We start from the raw sequence: 26,910 nt of genomic DNA on the forward strand, positions 1-26,910 counted from the left end.
GTCCATCCGCCGTCCTCAGCTGCCCAGCTCGTTGTCGAGGAACTGGAAGATCTCGTCGTCGGTCGCCTCGTCGAACCCCACGGTGGTCGGCGCGGTCCCGGCCGCCGCCCCGCCCGCACCGCCGACCCGGGCCAGCAGCTCGCGCAGCCGGTTCGCCACCCGGTCGCGCAGCGGGTCGTCGTCGGCCGGGGCGTCGGGCAGGTGCGCGCCGAGCCGGTCCAGCTCGGCGAGGATCGGGTCGAGCAGGCGTTCGGCGTCGGACGGGAAGGACTCCGCGAGGTGCGCGGCGAGCGCCGCCGGGGTGGGGTGGTCGAAGAGCAGCGTGGCCGGCAGGGTCAGCCCGGTCCGCCGGCCGAGCCGGTTGCGCAGCTCGACGGCGCTGAGCGAGTCGAAGCCCAGCTCCAGGAAGCCCCGGTCGGTGTTCACCTGTTCCGGTCCCGGATACGCCAGCACCAGCGCCGCCTCGGCCCGGACGAGTTCCCGCAGCGCCCGTTCCCGCTCGGCGGCGGGCAGTGAGGCGTAGTGGTCGGCCGGGTCGGTCGACGCGGTGGTGGGGACGGTGGCGGTGGGCCGGGCGGGCGGGCGGACCAGGCCGCGCAGCAGCGGCGGCACCGGACCGGCGGCGGCGAGCGCGGCGACGTCGAGGCGGACCGGCACCAGCACCGCCTCGTCCCGGGCGCAGGCCAGGTCGAACAGGTCGAGCCCTTCGGCGGAGGCGAGCGGCACGACGCCGCCCCGGGCGAAGCGGGCGTGGTCGGCGGCGGTCAGCTTGCCGGTCATCGCGCTCTCCTGCGCCCACGGTCCCCAGCAGAGCGAGACGGCCGGCAGTCCCCGGGCCCGCCGGTGGCTGGCGAGCGCGTCGAGGAACGCGTTGCCGGCGGCGTAGCCGGCCTGCCCGGCCCCGCCGAACGTCGAGGCGAGCGAGGAGAAGAGCACGAACGCGCCCAGCTCCGCCGAGGCGGTCGCCTCGTGCAGGTGCAGTGCGGCGTCCACCTTGGGCGCGAGCACCCGGTCGATCCGCTCCGGGGTCAGCGCGGTGACCACCCCGTCGTCGACCACCCCGGCGGCGTGCACCACGGCGGTCAGCGGGTGCCCGGCCGGGATCGTGTCGACCAGCCGGCGCACGGCTGCCCGGTCGGCCACGTCGCAGGCCGCCACGGTGACCTGCGCGCCCAGCGCGGTGAGTTCGTCGCGCAGCTCGTCCGCGCCGTCGGCGGCGGGGCCCCGGCGGCTGACCAGCAGCAGCCGGCGGACGCCGTGCGCGGTGACCAGGTGCCGGGCGACCAGCCGGCCGAGGGTGCCGGTGGCGCCGGTGACCAGGGTGGTGCCGTCGGGGTCCCAGGCCGGTGCCGCGTCGGGTCGCGCCGGGGCCCGGAGCAGCCGGGCGGCGCGGACCACGCCGTCGCGGATCACCGTCTGCGGTTCGTCGCCGTCCACTGCGGCGGGCAGCGCGGCGGCGGAGGCGTCGCTCGCGTCCAGGTCGACCAGCCCGAACCGGCCGGGGTGCTCGCTGGTGGCGGTCCGGACCAGGCCGTGCAGGGTGGCGGCGGGCAGGTCGGTCAGCTCGGTGTCGGCGTCGACCGCCACCGCGCCGTGGGTGACGACGACCAGCCGGGAGGCGGCCAGCCGCTCGTCGGCCAGCCAGGACCGGACCAGCTCCAGCGCCCGGTGGGCGGCGGTACGGGCGGCCGTGGCGAGGTCACCGTCGGGCGCGCCGGCCGCGACGACCACCACGCGGTCCGGCACCGGCGTGCCCGCGGCGACCGCCTCGGTCAGCGCCGCGACGCTCGGGTACGACTCCAGCGCCGCCGCCCCGGCCAGCGCCTTGGCCAGCTCCGGCCGCAGTTCGGTGGTGGTGACCAGGGCCCAGCGGCGGCCGGTGGGCAGCGGCGCGGACGGCACCGGCACCCACTCGGTACGGAACAGCGCGTCGTGGCTCGTCCGCCGGACGCCCGCGCCGCCGCTGGGGCGGATGGCGAGCGAGTCGACGGTGGCGACCGGCTGGCCGGCGGTGTCCCAGACCCGCAGCGCCACGGTGTCCTCGGCGACGTCGGTCAGCCGCACCCGCAGCCGGGTCGCCCCGACGGTGTGCAGGACGGTGCCCCGCCAGGAGAACGGCATCACGCCCCGGCCCCGCTCACCGGCCGCGCCCAGTCCGACGGTCTGCACGGCCGCGTCCAGCAGCGCCGGGTGCAGGCCGTAGCCGGCGGCGTCGACGCCGTCGGGGAGCGCCACCTCGGCGAAGACGTCGTCGCCGCGTCGCCAGGCGGCGCGCAGCCCCTGGAACGCCGGCCCGTAGTCGGCGCTGGTCGCGGCGAGCCGGGCGTAGAAGTCGGTCAGGTCGACCGGGGTGGCGTCGGCCGGCGGCCAGGGCGCGGGCGCGACCTCGGCGGGGCCGTCGCCGGCCGTCAGCCGGCCCTCGGCGTGCCGCTGCCACGGCTCGTCGTCGGCGGCGTCGGCCGGGCGGGAGTGCACGGTCAGGGCCCGGTTCCCGGCCGCGTCGGGCGGGTCCAGCCGGACCTGCACGCGGACCGCGCCGCGCTCGGGCAGCACCAGCGGCGCGGCGAGGGTCAGCTCGTCGACCCGGGCGCAGCCGACCTGGTCACCGGCGCGGACGGCCAGTTCGAGGAAGGCGGTGCCGGGCAGCACCACGGTGCCGTCGATGACGTGGTCGCCGAGCCACGGGTGCCGCTGCCGGGACAGCAGCGCGGTGAACAGGTGACCGTCCCCGCCGGCGAGCGGCAGGGCCGCGCCGAGCAGCGGGTGGTCGGGCCGGTCCAGGCCGGCCGCCCGGACGTCCGGCTCGACGGCCGGCGCGTCCAGCCAGTAGCGCCGCCGCTCGAACGGGTAGGTGGGCAGGTCGACCAGGTGGCCGTGCGGGGCGGACGCGGCCCAGTCGGCGGCGCCGCCGTGCGCGTACACCTGGGCCGCCGCGGTCAGCACCCCTTCGACCTCGTCGCGGCCCCGGCGCAGGGCGGGCACCACGACGCCGGGGGCGTCGTCGGCGCGGCAGTCGACGGTCATCGCGGCGAGGACGGCGTCCGGGCCGAGTTCCAGGAAGCGGGTGACGCCGGCGCGGGTGAGGGCGGCGACGCCGTCGGCGAAGCGGACCGGCTGGCGCACCTGGGACACCCAGTAGTCGGGGTCGCAGAGCTGCGCGGCGGTGGCCGGCGCACCGGTCACGTCGGACACCACCGGCACGGCCGGCGGTGACATCGGGACAGCCCGGACCGTCTCCGCGTATCCGGCGAGCATGGCGTCCATATGAGGCGAGTGAAACGCATGGCTGACCCGCAAACGCCTAGTCTTGCGGCCGAGTTCGGCGAAGTGCGCCGCGACCCGCTCCACCTCGGCGACGTCACCGGAGACGACGGTGGCGGTCGGTCCGTTCACCGCGGCCAGGCCGATCCGGTCCTCCCGGCCGGTCAGCAGGGGCGTGACCTCGTCCTCGGTGGCGGCCAGGGCGACCATCGCGCCGCCGGCCGGCAGCCGCTGCATCAGCCGGCCCCGGGCGGCGACCAGCCGGCAGGCGTCGTCGAGCCCGAACACCCCGGCCAGGTGGGCGGCGGTGAGGCCGCCGACGGAGTGGCCGAGGAGGTGGTCGGGGGTGATCCCCCACGACGCGAAGAGCCGGAACAGCGCCACCTCGACGGCGAAGAGCGCCGGCTGGGTGTAGTCGGTCCGGTCCAGCAGGTCGGCGTCCGGGGTGCCGTCGGCGGCGAAGAGCACCGCGCGCAGCGGCCGGTCCAGTTCCAGGTCCATCCGCGCGCACACCTCGTCGAGCGCGTCGGCATAGACCGGGAACGTCCGGTACAGCTCGCGGCCGGCGCCGAGCCGCTGCGCCCCCTGCCCGGAGAAGAGGAAGGCGGTACGACCGGCGTCGGCGACCCCGACCGCGCCGGGGACGACCGGCCGGCCGGCGAGCCAGTCGGTGAGCTGCCGGCGCAGCGCGTCGGTGCCGGTGCCCCAGCAGACCAGGCGGTGCCCGAGGCGGGCCCGGGCGGCGAGGGTCCGGGCCACGTCGGCGGCGTCGGTGTCGGGACGCGCGTCGAGGGTGGTGAGCAGGTGACGCGCCTGGGCGGTCAGCGCGGTGGCGGTCCGGGCGGAGAGCGTCCACGGCAGCCAGCCCGCCCCGTCGGCGGGTCGGGGCGCGGCCGGGGCGGGGGCCTCCGGTGGCGCCTGCTCGACGATCACGTGGGCGTTGGTGCCGCTGACGCCGAAGGAGGAGATCCCGGCCCGGCGCGGCGCGTCCCCCGCCGGCCAGGGGCGGTCCTCGGTGAGCAGTCGTACCTGGCCGGCGGACCAGTCGACGTGCCGGGTCGGTTCGCCGACGTGCAGGGTGCGCGGCATGACGCCGTGCCGCAGCGCCAGCACCGCCTTGATCACCCCGGCGACGCCGGAGGCGGCCTGGGTGTGACCGATGTTCGACTTCACCGACCCGAGCCAGAGCGGCCGGTCGGCGGGCCGGTCCCGGCCGTACGTGGCCAGCAGCGCCTCCGCCTCGATCGGGTCGCCGAGGGTGGTGCCGGTGCCGTGCGCCTCGACCAGGTCCACGTCGGCGGCGGTGAGCCCGGCGCCGGTCAGGGCGGCCCGGATGACCCGCTGCTGGGCGGGGCCGCTGGGGGCGGTCAGCCCGTTCGACGCGCCGTCCTGGTTGACGGCCGCGCCGCGTACCACGCCGAGGACGGGGTGGCCGTGGTGGCGGGCGTCGCTGAGGCGTTCCAGCAGCAGCAGCCCCACCCCCTCGGCCCAGCCCGCCCCGTCGGCGTCGGCGGAGAACGCCTTGCACCGGCCGTCGGGCGAGAGCGCGCCCTGTCGGCTGAACTCGATGAAGGTGTCCGGGGTGGAGATGACGGTGACGCCGCCCGCGAGGGCCATCGCGCACTCGCCGGCGCGCAGCGACTGCACGGCCAGGTGGAGCGCGACCAGTGAGGACGAGCAGGCGGTGTCGACGGTGACGGCCGGCCCCTCCAGGCCGAACGTGTACGCCACCCGCCCGGACGCGACGCTGGCCGCGCTGCCGGTGGCGAGCTGCCCCTCGTACTCGCCGGGGGCGTGGCTCAGCCGCGAGCCGTAGTCGTTGTAGTTGGCGCCGACGAAGACGCCGACCGGGGTGCCCTTGACGGTCGCCGGGTCGATGCCGGCCCGTTCGAACGCCTCCCAGGAGGTCTCCAGCAGCAGCCGGTGCTGCGGGTCGATGGCCGGGGCGACGCGCGGGGAGATGCCGAAGAACGGCGGGTCGAAGTCGGCGACGTCGCGCAGGAAGCCGCCGCCCCGGGTGTAGAAGGTGCCGGGCCGGTCCGGGTCGGGGTCGTAGAGCCCGTCGACGTCCCAGCCGCGATCGGTCGGGAAGCCGGAGACAGCGTCCCCGCCGGTGGCCAGCAGCTCCCAGTACTGCTCGGGGGTGCTGATCCCGCCGGGCAGGCGGCAGCTCATCGCGACGATCACCACCGGGTCGTCGTCGTGGGCCGCGCGGGCCGGTCGCGGGTCGACCGGGACCTCGGCGGCGACGCCGAAGAGTTCGCCGGCCAGGTGCCGGGCCAGCCGGTTCGCGGTGGCGTGATCGAAGACCACGGTGACCGGCAGCCGCAGGCCGGTGGCGGCGTTCAGCCGGTTGCGCAGGTCCACCCCGGTGAGCGAGTCGAAGCCGAGGTCGCGCAGCGCCCGGTCGGGGTCCACCGCGTCGGGTTCGGGCAGGCCGAGCACCGCCGCCGCCTGGGTACGCACCAGCGTCAGCAGCGCCTGTTCCCGCTCGGCGGCGGTGAGGTCGGCGAGGGTGCCGGCGAACCCGGTCGGCTCGTCGGCGGCCGGGCGGAGCGCGGCGGACGCCTCGGGCAGCGCGTCGAGCACCCGGCCGGAGCGGCCCTCGGTGCAGGTGGCGGCGTACCGGGTCCAGTCGATGTCGGCGATCGCCAGGTAGCCGAGGTCCTGGTCGACCACCTGGCGCAGGGCGTCCAGCGCCGCCCGGGGCGGCAGCTGTCCCATCCCGGTACGGCGCAGCCGCTCCCCGAGTGCGCCGCTGGCCAGCCCGACGTCGCCCCACACGCCCCAGGCGATCGAGGTGGCGGGCAGCCCCTCGGCGCGGCGGGCGACGGCGAGCGCGTCCAGCCAGGCGTTGGCCGCCGCGTAGCTGGCCTGGCCGGGCCCGCCGAGGGTGCCGGCCAGCGAGGAGAAGAGCACGAACGCGTCGAGGTCGACGTCGCGGGTCAGCTCGTGCAGGTGCCGGGCCGCGTCGACCTTGGGGCGCAGCACGGTCGCGGTGCGCTCCTGGGTGAGCGCGTCGAGCAGGCAGTCGTCGAGAACGGCGGCGGCGTGCACCACGGCGGTGAGCGGGTGCGCGGCCGGGACCGCGGCGAGGACGGCGGCGAGGGCGTCCCGGTCGGCGGCGTCGCAGGCGGCGATGGTGACGGCCGCGCCGAGGGCGGTCAGCCGGGCGGTCAGCTCGGCCGCGCCGGGGGCCCGGTCGCCGCGTCGGCTGGTGAGCAGCAGGTGCTCGGCGCCGGCCTCGGCCAGCCAGGCGGCGATCTCCGCGCCGATGCCCCCGGTGCCGCCGGTGACCAGCACGGTGCCGTGCGGCTGCCAGTCCCGCACCGGCGGGGTGTCGACGACCGGCCGACGGACCAGGCGGCGGGCGTAGACCCCGGCGGGGCGTACCGCGAGCTGATCCTCGCCGTCGGCGGCGGTGACGGCCGCGACGAGCCGCTGCGCGGCGCGGTCGTCGGGGGTGGCCGGCAGGTCGACCAGGCCGCCGATCCGCTGCGGGTACTCCATCGCGGCGATCCGGCCCAGGCCCCAGAGCTGGGCCTGGTCGGGGTCGACGGTGGCGTCGGCGCGCCCGACGGTGACCGCGCCCCGGGTCAGGCACCACAGCGGCGCGGTGCTGCCCGCGTCGCCGAGGGCCTGGACGACGGCCACCGCCGGGTCGATCCGGGGCGGCCCGTCGAGCGCCAGCAGGGAGAGTACGCCGGCACAGCCGTCGACCTCGGCCCGCAGCCGCTCGGCGAGGGTGGCCCGGTCCCCGGCCACGGTCAGCTCCTGCACCCGCGCGCCGCGCGCTTCGAGCTGCCGACGCAGGTGGGTCGACCACTGGTCCGGACCGGGTTCGGTGGGCAGGAGCAGCAGCCAGCGGGTGCCGTCGAGGCGCGCCACGGTGCCCGGGGTGACGGGTCGCCAGGTGACGTCGTAGCGCCACGAGTCCACGGTGGACGCGTGGCGGCGGCGCTGCCGCCAGTCGGCGAGCACCGGCAGGAGCTGCGGCAGCGCCGAGCCGTCGGCGTCGATGCCGAGGGTGGCGGCGAGCGCGGCCGGGTCGTCCCGGTCGACGGCGGCCCAGAACTCGGCGTCGGCCGGGTCGCCGGGGCGGGCGTCGGCGGTGTCGGCGGGTGCGGTCAGCCAGTAGTGCTGGCGTTGGAACGGGTAGGTGGGCAGGTCGACGGTGCGGGCGCCGGCCGGGAAGGCGACCGTCCAGTCCACCGCCGTACCGCGTACCCACGCCTCGGCCAGGGAGAGCAGGAACCGTCGGGTGCCGCCGTCGTCGCGGCGCAGCGAGCCGACGACGGTGGCGTCGTGGCCGTCCAGGGTCTCCTCGACGGCCGCCGTCAGCACCGGGTGCGGCGACGCCTCCAGGTAGGTGCCGAAGCCCTCGGCGGCGAGGGTGCGCACCGCGTCGGCGAACCGCACCGGCCGGCGCAGGTTGGCGCACCAGTAGTCGGCGTCGAGGACGGCGTCGCGTACCCAGTCCCCGGTGACCGTGGAGAGCAGCGGCACCCGGGGGATCTGCGGCCGTACGTCGGCCACCTCCCGGCGCAGCCGGGTGAGCACCCCGTCGACGGCCGGGGAGTGCGACGCGTAGTCCACCGGGACGAGGCGGAACCGGGTCCCGCGTCGCGCGCACTCGGCGCCGACCCGGTCGAGGGCGGCCCGGTCGCCGGAGAGCACCACGGAGCGGGGCCCGTTCACGGCCGCCACGGAGACGCCGTCGAAGCCGGTCAGCAGCTCCTCGGCCTCGGCCGGGGGCAGTGCGAGCGCCGCCATGCCGCCACTGCCGGCCAGGTCGGCCAGCAGCCGGGACCGCAGGGCGATCACCCGCGCCCCGTCGGTGAGGGTGAGCGCACCGGCCACGCAGGCCGCCGCGATCTCACCCTGCGAGTGCCCCACCACCGCCGCCGGCCGCACCCCGTACGACTCCCAGAGCGCGGCCAGGGACACCATCACCGCCCACGACGCCGGCTGCACCACATCCACCCGCTCCAACGACGGCGCACCCGGCACCTGGCGGAGCACATCCGCCAACGACCAGTCCACGAACCCCGACAGGGCACTCTCACACTCGACCAACCGCGCCGCGAACACCGGCGACGCCTCCGCCAGCTCCACACCCATCCCGGCCCACTGCGCCCCCTGACCCGGGAACACCAGCACCACCCGGCCCGGGGAGCCGGACACCACGCCCGACATGACACCGTCGGCCGGTACACCCTCGGCGACCGCGGCCAGGCCGGCAGCGTCACCGTCGAGCACCACCGCCCGGTGCTCGAACGACGACCGGGACACCGCCAACGACCAGCCGACGTCCACGCGGTCGGCGGACAGCGCGGCCAGCCTCGTGGCCTGACCGCGCAACGCCGCCGGAGACCGGCCGGACAGCACCCACGGCACCGGCCCCGCCGACACCGCACCCGACTGCGCCGGCTCCTCGGCCGGGGCCTCCTCCACGATCACGTGCGCGTTGGTGCCGCTGACCCCGAACGAGGAGACGCCCGCCCGGCGCGGCCGGCCGGCCACCGCCGGCCACGAGTGCTCCTGGGCGAGGAGCCGTACCGCACCGGCCGACCAATCGATCCGGGACGACGGCCGATCGACGTGCAGGGTCCGGGGCAGCAGCTCGTGTCGCAGCGCGAGGACGATCTTCATCAGTCCGGCCGCCCCGGCGGCGATCTGGGTGTGCCCGATGTTGGACTTCACCGACCCCAGCCAGAGCGGTCGGTCGGCGTCCCGGTCCTGCCCGTACGTGGCCAGCAGCGCCTGCGCCTCGATCGGGTCGCCCAGCGGGGTGCCCGTGCCGTGCGCCTCCACGGCGTCCACGTCGGACGTCGCCAGCCCGGCGTCGGCCAGAGCGGCCCGGATGACCCGCTGCTGCGCGGGCCCGTTGGGGGCGGTCAGCCCGTTGGACGCACCGTCCTGGTTCACCGCGCTGCCCCGGATCACGGCGAGGACGCGGTGACCGTTGCGGCGGGCGTCAGTGAGGCGTTCCAACAGCAGCATGCCGGCGCCCTCGGCGAAGCCCATCCCGTCGGCGTCCTCGGCGAACGCCTTGCACCGGCCGTCGGCGGCCAGCCCGCGCTGCCGGCTGAAGCCGAGGAAGCCCAGCGGTGAGGAGACCACCGAGGCGGCGCCGGCCAGCGCGTACGCGCACTCGCCGGAGCGCAGCGCCCGCACGGCGAGGTGCAGCGCGACGAGCGCCGACGAGCAGCCGGTGTCGAGGGTGACGGCTGGCCCCTCCAGACCGAGGGTGTACGCGATCCGCCCGGAGGCGATGCTGGTGACGGTGCCGGTGACCAGGTGCCCCTCGGTGCCCTCGGGCAGGTGCCGCAGGTCGCTGCCGTAGCCGCTGTGGGCGGCGCCGACGAAGACGCCGCAGCTGCTGCCGCGCAGCCGGGCCGGGTCGATCCGGCCGTGTTCGATGGCCTCCCAGCTGGTCTCCAGCAGCAGCCGCTGCTGCGGGTCCATGGCGAGGGCCTCGCGGGGCGAGATGCCGAAGAAGGCGGGGTCGAAGTGGCCGGCGTCGCGGACGAAGCCGCCGGTCCGGACCGTCACCTTCCCCTCGTCGTCCGGGTCGGGGCTGTAGAGCTGGTCGAGGTGCCAGCCCCGCCCGTCGGGGAAGTCACCGACGGCGTCCTGGCCGGCGCTCAGCAGCCGCCACAGCTCCTCGGGGTCGGCGACGTCGCCGGGGAACCGGCAGCCCATGCCGACGATCGCGACGGCGTGGTCGTCGGGGTCGCCACCGGCCGGCGCGGCGGGGGTGGGGGCGGCGGGCTGCGTCGCACCGAAGAGGGTGGTGTGCAGGTGCTCGGCCAGCCGTCCGACGCTCGGATAGTCGAAGACGAGGGTGGTGGCGAGTTTCAGGCCGGTGGCCGCGCCGAGGGCGTTGCGCAGGCCGACGGCGAGCAGCGAGTCGAACCCGAGGTCCCGGAAGGGCCGGCTGTCGTCGATGCCGTCCGCGTCCCGTCGGCCGAGGACTGCCGCGACCTGCCGGCGGACCAGGTCCCGCAGGGCCGCGTCCCGGTCCGGCGCGGAGAGCGTACGGAGCCGGTCGGCGAGCGGATCGGCGGCGGCGGCCGACGCTTCCCGGTCGAGTACGGCGCGGACCTCCGGCACCTCGTCGAGCAGCGGGCGGGGGCGGGCGGCGGTGAAGACGGGGACGAAGCGCTCCCAGTCGACGTCGGCGACGGTGAGGAACTCCTCGTCGGCGGCGAGGGCCGCGCGCAGCCCGGCGACCGCCACCTCGGGGGCCATGAACGGCAGGCCCCGCCACTTGAGGTCGGCGGTGTCGACGTCCCGGCCCATGCCGCCGCCGGCCCAGATGCCCCAGGCGACGGTGGTGCCGGCGAGGCCGCGGGCCCGCCGGCTGCGGGTGACCGCGTCGAGGTAGGCGTTGCCGGCCGCGTACGCGGCGTGGTCGGCGGCGCCCCAGACGGCGGCGACGGACGAGTAGAGGACGAAGGCGTCGAGGTCGGCGCGGTCGAAGAGCCGGTCCAGGTTCGCCGTCCCGGCCAGCTTCACGTGTACGCCGGCCGCGAACCCGGCCAGGTCGGTGTCGGCGAGCGGGGCGAGCAGCCCGTCCCCGGCGCTGTGCACGACGGTACGGATCGCGGGGCCGTCCGCCTCGACCTCGGCGACGAGCCGGGCGAGGGCGTCGGGGTCGGTGACGTCGCACGCGGCGACGGTGACCCGGGGGCCGAGCGCGCTGAGCTCGGCGACCAGGTCCCGGGCGCCGGGGGCGTCCAGGCCGCGCCGGTTGGTCAGCACGAGGTGCTCGACGCCCGCCGTGGCGAGCCAGCGCGCGGTGTGCGCGCCCAGTCCCCCCGTGCCCCCGGTGATCAGCGCCGCCCCGCTCGTACGCCAAGCCCCGCCGTCCCGTCGGGAGGCCGGGTGCCGCCGGAGCCGGCGGACCAGGGTGTCGCCGGCCCGCACGGCGAGCTGGTCCTCGCCGTCGGTACGGGCCAGCGCGGCGGCGACCTGCCCGGCGGCGTCCGCGTCGACGGTCGGGGGCAGGTCGATCAGCCCGCCCCAGCGGTCGGGGTGTTCGAGGCTCATGCCGAGGCCGACGCCCCAGGTGGGGCTCTGTCCCGGGTGGGTGGGTCGGTCGTCGGCGCCGGTGGCGACGGCACCGCGGGTGCAGACCCAGAGCGGGACGGCCGGGTCGTGGTCGGTGACGGCCTGGGCCAGCAGGAGGGTGGCGGCGAGGCCGGTGGTGAGTGTGGGGTGGTGCGGGTGCGGGCGCTCGTCGAGGGCCAGCAGGGAGAGCAGGCCGACCGCGTCGGGATGCGCGGCGAGCAGGTCGGCGACGCCGGCCCGGTCCAGGTCGTCGGTGAGCGTGACCCGGGCGACGTCGGCGCCGGCGGCGGCGAGCGCGTCGGCGAGGGTTCCGCCGAGGTCGTGGTCGGCGGGCGCGACGGTTCCGGTGCCGTCCTCGTCGGTGTGGGCGACGGTTCCGGTGCGGTCGTGGTCCGGGGCGGCGGCGGTCACCAGCAGCCATCGTCCGGTGAGGCGGCGCGGGCCGGGGTCGGTGACCGGTGTCCAGTCGAGGCTGTAACGCCACGAGTCGAGGGTGGCCCGGGCGCGGCGCCGGTGACGCCACTCGCGCAGGGCCGGCACGACGGCGTGCAGCGGGGTGTCCTCGTCGACGTGGAGCGTGTCGGCGAGCACCGCCGGGTCGTTGGCGGCGGCCCAGAACTCGGCGTCGACCGGGTCGGTCCGGTCGGCTTCCGCCAGCCAGAACCGGTCCCGCTGGAACGGGTAGGTGGGCAGGTCGACGACGTGCGCGGCGGTGGGGGCGAAGAACGCCGCCCAGTCGACGGGGCAGCCGTCGGCCCAGAGCCGGGCGAGGGCGGTCACGGCGGTGGTCGGTTCGGCCTGCCGGCGGTGCAGCACCGGCACGGCCAGCACGCCGTCGCGGGTCTCCTCGACGGCGGCGACGAGGCCGGCGTCCGGGCCCAGCTCCACGAACCGGGTCACACCCAGCTCGTACGCCTTCTCGACCGCCGCGCCGAAGGCGACGGTTCCCCGCACCTGGTCGGCCCAGTAACCGGCGGTGAACTCCTCGACCACCTCACCGGTCAGCGTGGAGACGATCGGGACCTGCGGCTTCCGCATCGGCACGGTGGCGGCGACCCCGGTGAACGCGGTCAGCATCGGCTCCATCAACGCCGAGTGGAACGCGTGGCTCACCGTCAGCCAGCGGCCCTGCCGGTCCGGCAGACCGGCCGCGACCTGCTCGACGGCTTCCCGCGTCCCCGACACCACCACCTGGCCGGGGGCGTTGACGGCCGCGATGGACGCCCCCTCGACCAGCAGCGGCGTCACCTCGTCCACGGTCGCGCGGACCGCCCACATCGCCCCACCGGCGGGCAACGCCTGCATCAGCGACGCCCGCGCCGCGACGAGCCGGCACGCGTCCGGCAGCTCCAGGGCCCCCGCCACGTGCGCGGCGGCCAGCTCACCGACCGAGTGACCGATCAGGTAGTCGGGCGTGACGCCCCACGACTCCAGGAGCCGGAACAGCGCCACCTCCACCGCGAACAGCGCCGGCTGCGCCCACCCCGTCTGCGCCAGGTCCTCGGCCGCATCCGACCGGTCCGGCTCCCCCGCCGAGCCCGGCCGGTCCAGGTCGTCGCCCGCCCCGTCGATCACCTCGCGCAGCGGACGGCCCAGCAGCGGGTCGAACTGGGCACACACCTCGGCCAGGGCCGCGTCGAAGACCGGGAACGCCGCCGCCAGCTCCCGGCCCATGCCGAGCCGCTGGCCGCCCTGACCGGAGAAGACGAACCCGGTCAGGCCGTCCCGGGCGATCCCGGTGGCCACTCCCGCGCTCGGCACGCCCTCCACCAGCGAGGCCAGGCCCGACCGCAGCTCGTCGGGGTGGGCGCCCAGCACCACGGCCCGACGGTCCAGTCCGGACCGGGTGGTGGCCAGCGACAACGCCACGTCCACGGCCGACCCCGGCACCCCCGACGCCAACCGGGCGGCCTGGGCGGCCAGCGCGGCCGGCGACTTCGCCGACAGCACCCACGGCAGCACCGGCAGCACCACCTCGGCCACGGCCGGGGTGGCGGCGGGGGCCGGGTCGTCGGCGACCGGTTCCGGGGCCTGCTCCACGATGACGTGGGCGTTGGTGCCGCTGGCACCGAAGGCCGACACGCCCGCCCGGCGGGGCCGGTCCACGGACGGCCAGTCGCGGGTCGCGGCGAGCAGTTCCACCGCGCCGGCCGACCAGTCGACCAGTGTGGACGGTCGTTCGGCGTGCAGCGACCGGGGCAGCACCCCGTGCCGCATGGCGAGGATCATCTTCATGATGCCGGCGATGCCGGCGGCGGCCTGGGTGTGGCCGATGTTGGACTTCACCGACCCGAGCCACAGCGGCTCGCCGTCGCCCCGGCCCTGCCCGTACGTGGCCAGCAGCGCCTGCGCCTCGATCGGGTCGCCGAGGGCGGTGCCGGTGCCGTGCGCCTCGACGGCGTCGACGTCGGCGGTGGTGAGCCCGGCACCGGCCAGGGCGGCCCGGATGACGCGCTGCTGGGCGGGGCCGTTCGGGGCGGTCAGGCCGTTCGACGCGCCGTCCTGGTTCACGGCGCTGCCGCGGATCAGCGCGAGCACCTGGTGGCCGTTGCGCCGGGCGTCGCTGAGGCGTTCCAGCAGCAGGACGTTGACGCCCTCGCCCCAGCCGGTGCCGTCCGCGTCGTCGGAGAACGGCTTGCACCGGCCGTCGACCGCCAGGCCGCCCTGCCGGCTGAACTCGACGAAATTGCGCGGGGTGGCCATCACGGTGGCGCCGGCGGCCAGCGCGAGGGAGCACTCGTCGGCGCGCAGCGCCTGCACGGCCAGGTGCACCGCTACCAGCGCCGAGGAGCACATCGTGTCGACGGTGACCGCGGGCCCCTCCAGGCCGAGGGTGTACGCGATGCGCCCGGAGAGCACGGCGCCGGAGCCGCCGGTGAGCAGGTGTCCCTCGACGCCGTCGGGGGCGGTGCCGACCGCCGAGGCGTACCCCTGGTTGCTGGCGCCGACGAAGACGCCGGAGCGCGACCCGCGCAGCGTCTCGACGTCGATGCCGGCGCGTTCGAACGCCTCCCACGCGGTCTCCAGCAGCAGCCGCTGCTGCGGGTCCATGGCCAGGGCCTCGCGGGGTGAGATGCCGAAGAAGTCGGCGTCGAAGGCGGCGGCGTCGCGGAGGAACGCGCCGTGCCGGGTGTAGCTGGTGCCCGGGTGGTCGGGGTCGGGGTGGTAGAGCCCGTCGACGTCCCAGCCCCGGTCGGTGGGGAGGTCACCGACGAGGTCCGCGCCGGCGGCGATCCGCTCCCAGTACTCCTCGGGGGTGCGGACCCCGCCCGGGTAGCGGCAGCTCATCGAGACGACCGCGATGGGTTCGCGCGCCTGCTCCTCCAGCTCCCGGACCCGTCGTCGGGTGGTCCGCAGGTCCGCGGTGACCCGGTTCAGGTATTCCCGGAGCCGTTCCTCGTTCGCGCCGCCGCTCATCAGATGCCCAACTCCCGGTCGATCAGTTCGAAGATCTCGTCGTCGGTGGCCGTGCTGAGGTCGTCGTGCGGCTCCTCGACGGCGGTGGTCGGTTCGGCCCGCCGCAGCAGGTCGCGCAGGCGGGCCACCACGTCCACGCGGGTCGGGTCGCCCTCCGGCAGGGCCGACAGGTCCGCCTCGAACCGGTCCAGTTCGGCCAGCAGGGTCCGGGTGCCGCCGGTGAGTTCGCCGCGCAGGTGCCGGGCCAGGGTGGCCGGGGTGGGGTGGTCGAAGACCAGCGTGGCGGGCAGCCGCAGCCCGGTGGCGGTGGCCAGCCGGTTGCGGAACTCCAGCGCGGTGAGCGAGTCGAAGCCGAGTTCCTTGAACGCCCGCCGGGGCGGGACGTCCTCGGGCCGACCGGCCTTGAGCACCGCGGCGACCTCGCGCCGGATGACGGCGGTCAGCGCCGCCTCCTGCTCCTCGGCGGACTGGCCGGCCAGCCGCGCCGCGAGCGGGTTCTCCCCGGTCGCCGGCTCGGCTGCCGCCGCGCCGTCGGGTGCCGCCGGGTCCGCCCGGAGCTGGTCGACCAGCCGTCGGGGGCGGCTCATCGTGTAGAGCGGCAGGAAACGGGACAGGTCGAGGGAGGCCACCGCGACGGCGGCGTCTCCGGCGCCGACCGCGACCGCGAGTGCCCGCACCGCCGACTCCGGCCGCATCAGGCGTACGCCCCGACGGGTGAGCAGGTCGGCGACCTCGCCCTCCACCATGCCGCCCCCGCCCCAGGCGCCCCAGGCGACGGAGGTGGCGGTCCGGCCCCGGCTGCGCCGCTGGTGGGCGAGCGCGTCGAGGTGGGCGTTGGCGGCGGCGTACCCGCCCTTGCCGCTGTCGCCCCAGGTGCCGGCGCCGGAGGAGAAGAGGACGAACGCGTCGAGCGGAAGGTCGGCGGTGAGGGCGTCCAGGTGGCGGGCGCCGTCGACCTTGACCCGGAGGATCGGGGCGAGCACGTCGGGGGTGAGGTCGCCGACGGGGATCTCCGGTTGGGTGATCCCGGCGGCGTGCACCACGGCGGTCAGCGGCTCGTCGGCGGGGATCGCCGCGAGCACGGCGGCGAGGTCGTCGGCGTCGGCGACGTCGCAGGCGGCGATGGTGACCTGGGCGCCGAGTTCGGCGAGTTCCCGGTGCAGTTCCTTGGCACCGGGCGCGTCGGCGCCCCGGCGGCTGGTGAGCACCAGGTGGGCGGCGCCGTTGGCGGCGGCCCAGCGGGCCACGTGGGCGCCGAGCGCGCCGGTGCCGCCGGTGACCAGGACGGTGCCCCGGGGCTGCCAGGGGTCGACGGTGCCGGCGGGCGCCGGGACGAGCCGCCGGCCGAGCAGGGTGCCGTGGCGGACGGCCACCTCGTTCTCGCCGGTGGTGCCGGCCAGCGCGGCGGCGAGCCGGGCGACGGTGTCGTCGTCGACGACGGCGGGCAGGTCGACCTGGCCGACGTGCCGGTGCGGCTCGTCGATGCCGAGCACCACCCCGAGACCCCAGAGCTGGGCCTGGCCGGGGTGCGCGACGGGGTCGTCCGCGCCGACACCGACCGCCTGGCGGGTGACCGTCCACAAGGGCGCGTCCGCGCTCAGGGTGCCCAGCGCCTTCACCACGGCGACGGTGTCGACGAGGCCGGTGCTGACGGCCGGCTGGGTCGGGTGCGGGGACTCGTCGAGGCCGGTCAGGTTGAGCACACCGACGACGTCGGACGGCACCCCGGTGAGCTGCGCCGCCGTACGCCGGCGCACCGAGGCGCCGTGCGCGGTGAGGCCGGCGGTGACCGCGTCCACCAGGTCCGGGTGGACGTCGGCGCGCGGCGTGACCAGCAGCCACGTCCCGTCGAGGCGGCTCTCGCCGGTGGTCGGCACCGGCACCCAGTCGAGGCGGTAGCGCCAGCCGTCGAGCTGGGCGGCCTCCTGGCGGGCGGTGGCGGCGGCCGGTGCCTCGATCCAGTGCCGCGTCCGGCGGAACGGGTAGGTGGGCAGGTCGATCCGCGCCGGGCGGGGGTCGCCGAAGGCGGCGGTCCAGTCCACGTCGACGCCGTGCGTCCAGAGGGCGCCGGCACTGAGCAGGAACCGGTCGAGGTCCCCGTCGTCGCGGCGCAGCGTCCCGGTGACCACGGCCGGCTCGCCCGACTCCACCGTCTCCTCCACGGCCGCCGCCAGCACCGGATGGGAGGACACCTCCACGAACACCCCGTGCCCCTCCCCCGCCAACCGACTGACCGCGTCGGCGAACCGGACCGGCTCCCGCAGGTTCCGGAACCAGTAACCGGCATCCAACCCCTCGACGTACTCACCGGACACCGTGGACAGCCACGGCACCTGCGCCGGATGCGCCGTCACGTCCGCCAACTCCACGGCGAGACGATCAGCCAAGGCGTCCATGGCCGGCGAGTGGGAGGCGTAGTCCACGGCGATCCGGCGGGCCCGGACCCCGGTCTGCTCACACTCGGCCAGCACGTCCTCCACGGCCGCGACCTCACCCGAGACCACCACCTGGGACGGGCTGTTCACCGCCGCGACACCGACCCGACCGGCTCGGCCCGCGTCGTCCGCGCGATCCGCCGACTCCGCGCGAGCCGCCAGGTCCGCCAGCAGGGCCTCCGCCTGCTCCACCGGCATCCGCAGCGACGCCATCGCACCACTGCCCGCGCTCAACTCCGCGACCGCCCGGGACCGCGCCACCACGATCCGCAACGCGTCGGACAGCGACAGCACCCCGGCCACGCACGCGGCGGCGACCTCACCCTGAGAGTGCCCCACCACCGCCGCCGGGCGCACCCCGTAGGAGCGCCACACCGCCGCCAGGCCGACCATCACCACGAACGACGCCGGCTGCACCACATCGACCCGGTCCAGCGACACCGCGTCCGGGCTGCCACGCAGCACGTCGACGACCGACCAGTCGACCAGGCCGGACAGCACCGCCGCGCACTCCGCCACCGTCTCCGCGAACACCGGAGACGCATCCAGCAGCCCGCCACCCATGCCGACCCACTGCGCGCCCTGACCGGGGAAGACGAACACCGTCCGACCCACCGGACCAGCCACACCCGACACCACAGTCGCCGCCGGCTCACCGGCGGCCAGGGCCGCCAGACCCGCCGCGTGGTCACCGACCACCACGGCACGCTCCGCGAGCCGCGACCGGGTCGACGCCAGCGACCACGCCACCTCAAGGGGGTCGGCCGTGTCGGCCAGGGGACGCAGCGCGGACGCCTGGTCGGTCAGCGCGGCGGCCGAACGGGCGGAGAGCAGCCACGGCACCGTCGGGCCGACCGCCGGAGCCGGTTGCGGGCGGGCCGGCTCGGCCGGCGGCTCCTCGACGATCACGTGGGCGTTCGTGCCGCTGATCCCGAAGGCGGAGACCCCGGCGCGGCGCGGCCGCTGCCCGGTACGCGGCCACTGCCGTTCCTCCGTCAGCAGCCGTACGGTGCCGGCGGTCCAGTCGATCCGGGACGAGGGTCGCTCCGCGTGCAGGGTGCGGGGCAGCATCCCGTGCCGCAGGGCGAGGACCATCTTCAGCACCCCGACCAGTCCGGCGGCGGTCTGGGTGTGGCCGATGTTGGACTTGACCGACCCCAACCAGAGCGGCCGGTCGGCGGGCCGGTCCTGCCCGTACGTGGCGATCACCGCCTGCGCCTCGATCGGGTCACCCAACGACGTACCCGTCCCGTGCGCCTCCACCACGTCCACGTCCGACGCCGACAGACCCGCGTTCGCCAGGGCCTGCCGGATCACCCGCTGCTGCGACGGCCCGTTCGGCGCCGTCAACCCGTTCGACGCACCGTCCTGGTTCACCGCACTGCCCCGGACCACGGCGAGGACCCGGTGGCCGTTGCGGCGGGCGTCACTCAGCCGTTCCACGACGAGGACGGCGACGCCCTCGGCCATGCCGAACCCGTCGGCGTCGTCGGCGAAGGAGCGGCAGCGGCCGTCCGGGGAGAGGGCGCGCTGGCGACTGAAACTGATCATCGGGTCGGGGGTGGACATCACGGCGGCGCCGGCGACGAGCGCCCGGTCGCACTCCCCGGCGCGCAGCGCCCGCCCGGCGAGGTGGAGCGCCACCAGCGACGACGAGCAGGCGGTGTCGACGGTGAGCGCCGGCCCGGTGAAGCCGAAGGTGTACGCGAGCCGCCCGGAGGCGACGCTCGGGGCGGCGCCGGTCACCCGGTAGCCCTCCAGCTCGCCCGGCATGCCGTGCGGCTGCCCGTAGTCGGCGGCGAGGACCCCGGCGAAGACACCGGTGTCGCTGCCGGCGAGGTCGGCCGGGACGAGCCCGGCGTCCTCCAGTGCCTCCCAGGAGGCTTCCAGCAGCAGCCGCTGCTGCGGGTCCATGGCGAGCGCCTCGCGGGCGGAGATGCCGAAGAAGTCGTGGTCGAACTCGGCGGCCCGGGCCAGGAAACCGCCGGCCCGGGTGTAGCTGGTGCCGGGCCGGTCCGGGTCGGGGTCGAAGAGGGCGTCGGTGTCCCAGCCCCGGTCGGTGGGCAGCCCGCCGACGGCGTCGGCGCCGTCGCGCAGCAGCCGCCACAGGTCGTCGGGGCGGGCGACGTCGCCGGGGAGCCGGCAGGCCATGCCGACGATGGCGAGCGGCTCGTCGGCGTCGGCGGCCACCGTCCGGGTCGGCTCGGCCTGCGGCAGCCGGCCGTGCGCCTCCTGCCAGAGGTGCCGGGCGAGCCGGTCGGGGGTGGGGTGGTCGAAGACGAGCGTGGTGGGCAGCCGCAGGTCGGTGGCGGCGGCCAGCCGGTTGCGCAGCTCGACGGCGGTGAGCGAGCCGAACCCGAGGTCCTTGAAGGCCCGGTCGGCGGCGACCGCGCCGGGGTCGGCGTGCCCGAGCACCGTGGCGGTGTGCCGGCGTACCAGGTCGAGCAGCAGGTCCCGCTGGTCGGCCTCGGGCAGCGCGGCGAGCCGGGCGCCGAGCGCGCCGACGGGCGTGCCGGGGTCGGTGCCCGCCGGGGCGGCGGCCAGGTCGGCCAGCAGCGGGCTGGGGCGGGACGAGGAATAGACCGGGACGAACCGGTCCCAGTCGACGTCGGCGACGACCGGGGTGGTCTCGTCGTGGTCGAGCAGCACCTGGAGCGCGTCGAGGGCCCGGTCGGCGTCGAGGACGGGCAGGCCGGTGGCGGCGAGTTCCGCCCAGCGACCGGGATCGATCATCCCGCCGCCGCCCCACGGTCCCCAGGCGATCGAGGTGGCCGCGAGTCCCCGGTCGCGGCGGCGTTCGGCGAGGGCGTCCAGGCAGGCGTTGGCCGCGCCGTACGCGGCGTGCTCGGCGACGCCCCAGGTCGCCGAGATCGAGGAGAAGAGCACGAACGCGTCCAGCGGCGTGTCGGCGAGCAGCTCGTCGAGGTGGCGGGCCCCGTCGACCTTCGCGGCCAGCACCCGGCGGAGCTGGTCGGCGTCGGTGCGGGTCACCGGGTCCAGCTCGCAGACGCCGGCCGCGTGGAACACCGCGGTCGGCGGCCGGTCGAGGCCGGCGAGGACGTCCCGCAGCGCCGCCCGGTCGGTCACGTCGGTGGCGGTGACGTCGAGGACGACGCCGAGGTCAGCGAGGTCGGCCGCGAGCGGCGCCACCTCGGGGGCCTCGGCACCACGGCGGCTGAGCAGCACGATCCGTTCCGCGCCGCGACCGGCCAGCCAGCGGGCCAGCCGTACGCCGAGGGCGCCGGTGCCGCCGGTGACCAGCACGGTGCCGTGCGCCCGCCAGCTCCGCACGGCCGCGGCGGGGGTGGCCCGGCGCAGCCGGCGGGCGTACGCGCCGGAGGGCCGGACGGCGACCTGGTCCTCCCCGCCGGTGCCGGTGAGCACGGCGACGAGCCGCTGCCCGGTGCGCCGGTCCCAGCCGTCGGGCAGGTCGACCAGGCCGCCCCAGCCGCGCGGCTGTTCCACCGCCGCCGCCCGGCCCGCCGCCCAGAGCGCGGCGGGTGCCAGCTCGGGGGCGGGTTCACCGGCGGCGGTGCGGACCGCGTGTCGGGTGACGCACCACAGCGGGGCGGTGATCCCGGCGGCGGCCAGGTCCCGCAGCTGGGCGGCGAGGTCGGCGACCGCCGTCACCGGGTCGTCCGGCCCGTCCAGGGCGAGCAGTGAGAGCACCCCGGCGGGGGTGTGTCCGGCCAGCGCCGGGGCGAGCGCGGCGGGGCGGGACGCGTCGTCGGGCAGGGTCACCGGCAGCACGTCGGCACCGTGCTCGCGCAGGGCGGTGACGACGTCGGCGTACCGGGGGGTGGTGGCGGTGTGCGCGCCGGCCAGCACCAGCCACTCGCCGGCCAGCAGCGGACCGGTGACGTCGGCGACGGGCTGCCAGGCCACCTCGTAGCGCCAGTCGGGGGTGGCGGTGGTCGGGGTGGTGGCGGTCGGGGCGGGCGGGGTCCACCAGTAGCGCTGCCGTTGGAACGGGTAGGTGGGTAGGTCGACCCGGCGGGGGTGGTGGGCGGCGAGGGCGTCGGCCCAGTCGGGTTCGACGCCGTGCGCGTACACCTGGGCCAGGGACGCCCGGAAGCAGCCGGGGCCGGGGTCGCCGCGGCGCAGCGAGCCGACGGCGACGCCGTCGGGGGCGTCGGCGTGCTCCAACGTCTCGGCCACCGCGCTGGTGAGCGTGGGGTGCGGGCTGACCTCGACGAAGATCCGGTGTCCGGCCCCGGCGAGCAGCGTGGTGGTCTCGTCGAAGCGGACGGTGCCGCGCAGGTTGCGGTACCAGTAGTCGGCGTCGAGCGCGGTGCCGTCGAGCGGGCCCGCGGTGACGGTGGACCAGAAGGGCACCTCGGCCGGGCGGGGCCGGACCGGGGCGAGCAGGTCGGCCAGCTCGGCGCGGAGCGTCTCGACCTGCGCCGAGTGGGAGGCGTAGTCGACCGGTACGGCGCGGGCGTGCAGGTCGGCGGCGGCGCACTCGGCGAGCAGCCCGGCCACCGCGTCGGTGTCGCCGGAGACGACCACGGAGCGCGGTCCGTTGGTGGCCGCCACCGAGATCCGGCCGTCCCAGCGGGCGATCAGGGCGCGGACCGTGTCGACGGGGGCGAGGACGGAGGCCATCGTGCCGTGCCCGGCGAGCGTGCCGCGCAGCGCGCGGCTGCGCAGCGCCACCACCCGGGCGGCGTCGCGCAGGCTGAGCGCGCCGGCCACGCAGGCGGCGGCGATCTCGCCCTGCGAGTGCCCGACCACGGCGGCGGGCCGGACGCCGTGGGCCTGCCAGAGCGCCGCGAGGGAGACCATGACGGCGAAGAGCACGGGCTGCACCACGTCGACCCGCTCCAGCGTCGGCGCGCCGGGCGCACCGCGCAGCACGTCGGTCAGCGACCAGTCGACGAACTCGGCCAGCGCCCGTTCGCAGTCGGCGATCCGGTCGGCGAAGACGGGTTCGGTGTCGAGCAGGTCGGTGGCCATGCCGGGCCACTGTCCGCCCTGGCCGGGGAAGACGAGGACGACCCGGTCGTCCCCGGCCGGCCGCCCGTACGCCAGCCCCGGCGCCTCGCCGCCGTCGGCCAGCACGGCCAGGGCGCGGTCCAGCTCGTCCCGCCCGGCGGCGAGGAACGCGGCCCGCCGGTCGAAGCGGGCCCGGCCCACCCCGAGGGTGTACGCCAGGTCGACCGGCCGGACGTGCGCGTCGCGCAGCCGGGCGCGCAGCAGCCGGGCCTGCTCGGCCAGCGCCTGCGGGGTCCGCGCGGAGAGCAGGTACGGCAGCGGCCGGTCGTCGGCGCTCGTCGCGTCGACCTCCGGCTCGGCGGTCGTCGCGTCGGCCGGGCGGTCGGCGGGCGGCGGGGCGGTCCCGTCGCCGGTGGCCTCGGCGAGGATGACGTGGGCGTTGGTGCCGCTGACCCCGAACGCGGAGACCCCGGCCCGGCGGGGTCGCGCTCCGGCGGGCCAGGGGCGGGCCTCGGTGAGCAGCCGGACGGTGCCGGCCGACCAGTCCACGTGGGACGACGGCGGGTCGGCGTGCAGGCTGCGCGGCAGGACGCCACGGCGCAGCGATTCGACCATCTTGATGACGCCGGCCAGGCCGGCGGCGGCCTGGGTGTGACCGATGTTGGTCTTGAGGGAGCCGAGCCAGAGCGGCGCGTCGGGTTCTCGGTCGCGGCCGTACGTCTCGATCAGCGCACCCGCCTCGATCGGGTCGCCGAGGACGGTGCCGGTGCCGTGCGCCTCGACCGCGTCCACGTCGGCGGGGCGCAGCCCGGCGTCGGCCAGCGCCTGCCGGATCACCCGCTGCTGGGACAGTCCGTTGGGGGCGGTCAGGCCGTTGCTCGCGCCGTCGGAGTTGACGGCGGTGCCGGCGAGGACGGCGAGGACCGGGTGGCCGTTGCGGCGGGCGTCACTCAGGCGTTCCAGCACGAGGGTGCCGACGCCCTCGCCCCAGCCGGTGCCGTCGGCGTGGTCGGAGAAGGCCTTGACCCGCCCGTCCGGGGCGAGGCCGCGCTGCCGGCTGAACTCGACGAAGATGCCGGGGCGGGCCATCACGGTCGCCGCGCCGGCCAGGGCGAGCCCGCACTCCCCCGACCGCAGGGAGCGGACCGCCAGGTGGATCGCGACGAGCGCGGCGGAGCAGGCGGTGTCGACGGTCAGCGCCGGCCCCTCCAGCCCCAGCACGTACGCGATCCGGCCGGACATGGTGCTGCCGGTGGTGCCGGTGAGCAGGTAGCCCTCCAGCCCGTCGGACGCCTCGTGCATGCGCGGGCCGTACTCCTGCGCCATCGCGCCGACGAAGACCCCGGTACGGCTGCCGGCGAGCCGGGACGGGTCGATGCCGGCCCGTTCCAGGGCCTCCCAGGAGGTCTCCAGCAGCAGCCGCTGCTGCGGGTCCATGGCGAGTGCCTCGCGCGGGCTGATCCCGAAGAACTCCGGGTCGAAGTCGGCGGCGTCGTGCAGGAAACCGCCCAGGGCGACGGTCGAGCCGCCGGGGCGGTCCGGGTCGTGCCGCAGCCGCCGCAGGTCCCAGCCCCGGTCGGTGGGGAACGGCGAGACGGCGTCGGTGCCGGCGTCGAGCAGGTCCCAGAGCTGCTCGGGTGAGTGCACCCCGCCGGGAAGCCGGCAGCCCATCCCGACGATCGCGATCGGCTCGTCGGCGTTCCCGTCCCGGTGGGCGGGCGCGGGTCGGACCGGGGCGCCGTCGTGCGGGGCCCGCGCAACGGTCACCGGGGCGGCGTCGAGCAGGGCGGCCAAGTGGTCGGCGAGCCGGTCGGCGGTGGGGTGGTCGAAGAGGACGGTGGTCGGCAGGGTGACGCCGAGCGCCGCGCCGAGCCGGTGCCGCAGCCGCAGCGCGGACTGCGAGTCGACGCCGAGTTCCCGCAGCGCGGTGCGGGCCGGTACGGCGGTGGCGTCGTCGTGGCCGAGGATCGCCGCCGCGTGGGCCCGGACCAGGTCGAGCAGGCTCCGGCGCCGGTCGGCCGGGGCGGCGGCGGACAGCCGGGCGCGGAGACCGTCGGCGTCCGTCTCCTCGCCGGTGGGTTCCGCGGCGACGGTGTCGAGCCAGTGGCGCTGCCGCTGGAAGGCGTAGGTGGGCAGGTCGACGACGCCCGGGCGGGGGTCGTCGGGGAAGGCGGCGCTCCAGTCGACGTCGACACCGCGGACCCACGCCTCCGCGAGACCGGCGACCAGGCGGTCCGGGCCGCCGTCGTCGCGGCGCAGCGTCCCGGTCACCACGACGGGCTCACCGCCGACCAGTTCGGCGGTCTCCTCGACGGCCGCGACGAGTACGGGGTGCGAGGAGACCTCCACGAACACGCCGTGGCCCTCGCGGGCGAGCCGGGCGATCGCGTCGGCGAACCGGACGGGCTCCCGCAGGTTCCGGAACCAGTAACCGGTCTCCAGCGCCTCGACGTACTCGCCGGTCACGGTGGACAGCCACGGCACCTGCGCCGGGCGGGCGGTCACGTCGGCGAGTTCGGCGGCGAGACGGTCGGCCAGGGCGTCCATCGCCGGTGAGTGCGACGCGTAGTCCACCGCGATCCGGCGGGCTCGGACCCCGGTCCGCTCACACTCGGCCAGCACGTCCTCCACGGCCGCGACCTCACCGGAGATCACCACCTGCGAGGGGCTGTTCACCGCCGCGATGCCGACCCGACCGGCCCGGTCCGGCTCCCCCGCGCCGCTCGCGCGACCCGCCGACTCCGCCGACTCCGCGCGAGCCGCCAGGCCCGCCAGCAGGGCCTCCGCCTGCTCCACCGGCATCCGCAGCGACGCCATCGCACCACTACCGGCGCTCAACTCCGCGACCGCCCGGGACCGCGCCACCACGATCCGCAGCGCGTCGGACAGCGACAGGACTCCGGCCACGCAGGCGGCGGCGACCTCACCCTGCGAGTGGCCCACGACCGCCGCCGGACGCACCCCGTAGGAGCGCCACACCGCCGCGAGGCCGACCATCACCACGAACGACGCCGGCTGCACCACATCCACCCGGTCCAGCGACACCGCGTCGGGCGTACCGCGCAGCACGTCGACGATCGACCAGTCGACCAGGTCGGACAGCACCGTGGCGCCCTCCGCCACCGTCTCCGCGAACACCGGAGAGGAATCGAGCAGCGCACCACCCATGCCGACCCACTGCGCGCCCTGACCGGGAAAGACGAACACCGTCCGACCCACCGGGCCAGCCACACCCGACACCACGGTCGCCGCCGGCTCACCGGCCGCCAGAGCCGCCAGACCCGCCGCGTGGTCGCCGACCACCACGGCACGCTCCGCGAACCGGGCCCGGGTCGACGCCAGCGACCACGCCACGTCGAGGGGATCGGCCGTGTCGGCCAGGGGACGCAGCGCGGACGCCTGACCGCGCAGGGCGGCGGCGGTACGGCCGGACACCAGCCACGGCAGCACCGCCGGCGTTGGTGCCGGGGCGGGCGGGCCAACGTCGGTGGTGGGTGCCTCGGCGAGGACGAGGTGGCAGTTGGTGCCGCCCATGCCGAACGCGCTCACCCCCGCGACCCGGGGCCCGTCGGTGGTCGGCCACCCGGTCGGTTCGCACACCACCCGCAGGCCCAGCTCGGCCAGCGGGATGTCGGGGTGGGGTCGTTCGTGGTGCAGGGTCGCCGGGAGGTGCCGGTGGGTCAGCGACAGCACCGCCTTGAGCAGGCCGGTGATCCCGGCCGCGCCCTCCAGGTGGCCGACGTTCGTCTTGACCGAACCGACCAGCAGCGGGCGGGACGGTTCCCGGGCCGCCCCGAGCGCGGCGCCGAGCGCGGCGGCCTCGATCGGGTCGCCCACCGGGGTGCCGGTGCCGTGCAGTTCGACGTACTGGACGGCGTCCGGGGGCAGGGCGGCCGACGCGTACGCCTGCCGGAGCAGGTCCGTCTGCGCCTGCCGGCTGGGGACGGCGATGCCCTCGGTGGTGCCGTCGTGGTTCACCGCCCCGCCGAGGATCACCGCGTGCACCCGGTCACCGGCCGCCACCGCGTCGGACAGCAGCTTCAGCACCACCAGGGCGCCGCCCTCGCCCCGGACGAAGCCGTTGGCCCGGGCGTCGAAGGTGTGGCAGCGGCCGTCCGGGGAGAGCCCGCCGAACTCCTCGGCGACGACGCCGGTCTCCCGGGCCAGGTTGAGGTTGACGCCGCCCGCCAGGGCGAGACCGGTCTCGCCTCGGCGCAGGCTGTGCACGGCGTGGTGGACCGCGACGAGGGACGACGCCTGACCCGCGTCGATCACCAGGCTCGGGCCGTGCAGGTCGAGGACGTGCGACACCCGGTTCGCGATGACGCCCCGGCTCACGCCCGGCATCGCGTGGTGGTTGGCGGCAGTGGCCCCGCCCCGGTTCAGCAGGGCGGCGTAGTCGTCGCGCATCGCGCCGACGAAGACGCCGGTGGCGGTGTGCCGCAGGTCGTCGGGGACGATCCGGGCGTCCTCCAGCGCCTCCCAGGCCAGCTCCAGCACGAGCCGCTGCTGCGGGTCGAGGACGGCGGCGGCCCGCGGGGTGATGCCGAAGAACCCGGCGTCGAAGCGATCGACGTCGTCGAGGAAGCCGCCCCGGCGGCCACCGACCGGCTCCCGGCCGGCGGGCACCTCGGTGACGGCGTCGGTCCCGTCGCACAGCAGTCGCCAGAACGCCGTCGGGTCGGCCGCCCCGGGCAGCCGACACGAGAGCCCGACGATCGCGACCGGTTCCGGGTGGGAACCTGCTGCCACGTCCACGGTCATCGCTTGCCTCTCCCCTGCGCCA

At 76.9% G+C, this 26,910-nt stretch carries 2 protein-coding genes and 9 pseudogenes; all 11 read right to left on the reverse strand.

Features of this window, described 5'->3' with window-relative positions; translation table 11 throughout:
- Positions 1 to 15 precede the first annotated feature (15 nt).
- The 11 genes and pseudogenes from ABUL08_RS30650 to ABUL08_RS12110 all read right to left on the reverse strand — a co-directional run bounded on the left by ABUL08_RS30650 (position 16) and on the right by ABUL08_RS12110 (position 26,888).
- Positions 16 to 780, reverse strand: a complete 765-nt coding sequence (locus tag ABUL08_RS30650) for a phosphopantetheine-binding protein (protein WP_458329397.1) — start codon at positions 778 to 780, stop codon at positions 16 to 18.
- Between the two features lie 24 nt (positions 781 to 804).
- Positions 805 to 1,908, reverse strand: a pseudogene (locus ABUL08_RS30655) (beta-ketoacyl reductase); the annotation flags it as partial.
- A gap of 57 nt (positions 1,909 to 1,965) precedes the next feature.
- Positions 1,966 to 2,475, reverse strand: a pseudogene (locus ABUL08_RS30660) (polyketide synthase dehydratase domain-containing protein); the annotation flags it as partial.
- Positions 2,476 to 2,943: pseudogene (locus ABUL08_RS30665) on the reverse strand (polyketide synthase dehydratase domain-containing protein); the annotation flags it as partial.
- Positions 2,929 to 3,948, reverse strand: a pseudogene (locus ABUL08_RS30670) (acyltransferase domain-containing protein); the annotation flags it as partial. The pseudogenes ABUL08_RS30665 and ABUL08_RS30670, both read right to left, overlap by 15 nt.
- Positions 3,946 to 4,350: pseudogene (locus ABUL08_RS30675) on the reverse strand (ketoacyl-synthetase C-terminal extension domain-containing protein); the annotation flags it as partial. The pseudogenes ABUL08_RS30675 and ABUL08_RS30670, both read right to left, overlap by 3 nt.
- Positions 4,342 to 4,740, reverse strand: a pseudogene (locus ABUL08_RS30680) (beta-ketoacyl [acyl carrier protein] synthase domain-containing protein); the annotation flags it as partial. The pseudogenes ABUL08_RS30675 and ABUL08_RS30680, both read right to left, overlap by 9 nt.
- Positions 4,717 to 5,451 (reverse strand): annotated as a pseudogene (locus ABUL08_RS30685) (beta-ketoacyl synthase N-terminal-like domain-containing protein); the annotation flags it as partial. The pseudogenes ABUL08_RS30685 and ABUL08_RS30680, both read right to left, overlap by 24 nt.
- A 75-nt stretch (positions 5,452 to 5,526) precedes the next feature.
- Positions 5,527 to 10,077 (reverse strand): annotated as a pseudogene (locus ABUL08_RS30690) (type I polyketide synthase); the annotation flags it as partial.
- Positions 10,075 to 14,715: pseudogene (locus ABUL08_RS30695) on the reverse strand (type I polyketide synthase); the annotation flags it as partial. The pseudogenes ABUL08_RS30690 and ABUL08_RS30695, both read right to left, overlap by 3 nt.
- A 38-nt stretch (positions 14,716 to 14,753) precedes the next feature.
- Positions 14,754 to 26,888, reverse strand: a complete 12,135-nt coding sequence (locus ABUL08_RS12110) for a type I polyketide synthase (RefSeq protein WP_350937509.1) — start codon at positions 26,886 to 26,888, stop codon at positions 14,754 to 14,756.
- Positions 26,889 to 26,910 lie beyond the last annotated feature (22 nt).

The organism is Micromonospora sp. CCTCC AA 2012012, from assembly GCF_040499845.1.
GTDB lineage: Bacteria > Actinomycetota > Actinomycetes > Mycobacteriales > Micromonosporaceae > Micromonospora > Micromonospora mangrovi.